1 rRNA gene is annotated in these 2,927 nt (G+C 50.6%); it reads right to left on the reverse strand.

Annotation, left to right across the window (positions count from 1 at the left end):
• Window positions 1-11 precede the first annotated feature (11 nt).
• Window positions 12-2,903, reverse strand: a 23S ribosomal RNA gene (locus FTV25_RS15590).
• Window positions 2,904-2,927: the final 24 nt, after the last annotated feature.

Here is a 2,927-nt window from a genome sequence, read left to right on the forward strand (position 1 = left end):
TTGGGTGTTGTATAGTCAAGCCTCACGAGCAATTAGTATTGGTCAGCTTCATGCATCACTGCACTTCCACATCCAACCTATCAACGTCGTAGTCTTCAACGGCTCTTTAGGAGACATAAAGTCTCGGGGAAATCTTATCTTGAGGTAGGCTTCCCGCTTAGATGCTTTCAGCGGTTATCCCTTCCGAACATAGCTACCCGGCGATGCGACTGGCGTCACAACCGGTACACCAGAGGTTCGTCCACTCTGGTCCTCTCGTACTAGGAGCAGATCCTCTCAAATTTCCAGCGCCCACGGTAGATAGGGACCGAACTGTCTCACGACGTTCTAAACCCAGCTCGCGTACCTCTTTAAATGGCGAACAGCCATACCCTTGGGACCTGCTTCAGCCCCAGGATGAGATGAGCCGACATCGAGGTGCCAAACACCGCCGTCGATATGAACTCTTGGGCGGTATCAGCCTGTTATCCCCAGAGTACCTTTTATCCGTTGAGCGATGGCCCTTCCATACAGAACCACCGGATCACTAAGACCTACTTTCGTACCTGCTCGACTTGTGGGTCTCGCAGTTAAGCGCGCTTTTGCCTTTATACTCTACGCGTGATTTCCGACCACGCTGAGCGCACCTTCGTACTCCTCCGTTACTCTTTAGGAGGAGACCGCCCCAGTCAAACTACCCACCAGACATGGTCCTCGCTCCCGATCAGGGAGCAGAGTTAGAACCTCAATATTACCAGGGTGGTATTTCAAGGACGGCTCCATGGCAACTAGCGTCACCACTTCAAAGCCTCCCACCTATCCTACACAAGTAAGATCAAAGTTCAATGTCAAGCTGCAGTAAAGGTTCACGGGGTCTTTCCGTCTAGCCGCGGGTACACCGCATCTTCACGGCGAATTCGATTTCACTGAGCCTCTGCTGGAGACAGCGCCGCCATCATTATGCCATTCGTGCAGGTCGGAACTTACCCGACAAGGAATTTCGCTACCTTAGGACCGTTATAGTTACGGCCGCCGTTTACTGGGGCTTCGATCAAGAGCTTCGCTTACGCTAACCCCATCAATTAACCTTCCAGCACCGGGCAGGCATCACACCCTATACGTCCACTTTCGTGTTTGCAGAGTGCTATGTTTTTAATAAACAGTTGCAGCGGCCTGGTTTCTGAGGCTGCCAACAGCTCAAGGAGCAAGTCCTATCACCGCCGGCAGCGTACCTTCTCCCGAAGTTACGGTACCATTTTGCCTAGTTCCTTCAGCAGAGTTCTCTCAAGCGCTTTGGTCTACTCGACCTGACCACCTGTGTCGGTTTCGGGTACGATTCCAGTGTAACTGAAGCTTAGAGACTTTTCCTGGAAGTATGGTATCAGCCACTTCACCAGTAAACTGGCTTGCTATCAACTCTCAGCATAGAGCACCCCGGATTTGCCTAAGATGCATGCCTACAGTCTTCCACCTGGACAACCAACGCCAGGCTGACTTAACCTTCTCCGTCCTCTCATCGCATTACACTGAAGTATTGGAATATTAACCAATTTCCCATCGACTACGCCTCTCGGCCTCGCCTTAGGGGTCGACTCACCCAGCCCCGATTAACGTTGGACTGGAACCCTTGGTCTTTCAGCGAACGGGTTTTTCACCCGTTTTGTCGTTACTCACGTCAGCATTCGCACTTCTGATACCTCCAGCATGCTTCTCAACACACCTTCATCGGCTTACAGAACGCTCCCCTACCACTTGCAATAAATTGCAAATCCGCAGCTTCGGTACATAGTTTTAGCCCCGTTACATCTTCCGCGCAGGCCGACTCGACTAGTGAGCTATTACGCTTTCTTTAAAGGGTGGCTGCTTCTAAGCCAACCTCCTAGCTGTCTATGCCTTCCCACATCGTTTCCCACTTAACTATGATTTAGGGACCTTAGCTGGCGGTCTGGATTGTTTTCCTCTTGACTACGGACGTTAGCACCCGCAGTCTGTCTCCCGGATAGTACTCATTGGTATTCGGAGTTTGCATCGGTTTGGTAAGTCGGGATGACCCCCTAGCCGAAACAGTGCTCTACCCCCAATGGTATTCGTCCGAGGCGCTACCTAAATAGCTTTCGGGGAGAACCAGCTATCACCGAGTTTGATTAGCCTTTCACCCCTATCCACAAGTCATCCCCTGGCTTTTCAACGACAGTGGGTTCGGTCCTCCAGTTAGTGTTACCCAACCTTCAACCTGCTCATGGATAGATCACCCGGTTTCGGGTCTATACCCAGCAACTAAACGCCCTATTAAGACTCGATTTCTCTACGGCTCCCCTATTCGGTTAACCTCGCTACTGAATATAAGTCGCTGACCCATTATACAAAAGGTACGCAGTCACCACACAAAGTGGCTCCCACTGCTTGTATGCATGCGGTTTCAGGATCTATTTCACTCCCCTCACAGGGGTTCTTTTCGCCTTTCCCTCACGGTACTGGTTCACTATCGGTCAGTCAGGAGTATTTAGCCTTAGAGGATGGTCCCCCTATATTCAGACAAGGTTTCACGTGCCTCGCCCTACTCGACATCATCATATCAGCCCTTTCGTGTACAGGACTATCACCCACTATGGTTGCACTTCCCAGAGCATTCCACTAAAACTGATATGACTTAATGGGCTGTTCCCCTTTCGCTCGCCGCTACTGAGGGAATCTCAATTGATTTCTTTTCCTACGGATACTGAGATGTTTCACTTCTCCGCGTTCGCCTCATAAACCTATGTATTCAGTTTATGATACCGACCTTATAGCCGGTGGGTTTCCCCATTCAGACATCTCCGGATCACAGGATATTTGCCGCCTCCCCGGAGCTTTTCGCAGGCTATCACGTCTTTCTTCGCCTCTGACTGCCAAGGCATCCACCACATGCACTTAATTACTTGACTATACAACCCCAAACAGTCGTTTAT

Source organism: Acinetobacter sp. YH12249 (genome assembly GCF_013417475.1).
Classification (GTDB): Bacteria; Pseudomonadota; Gammaproteobacteria; order Pseudomonadales; family Moraxellaceae; genus Acinetobacter.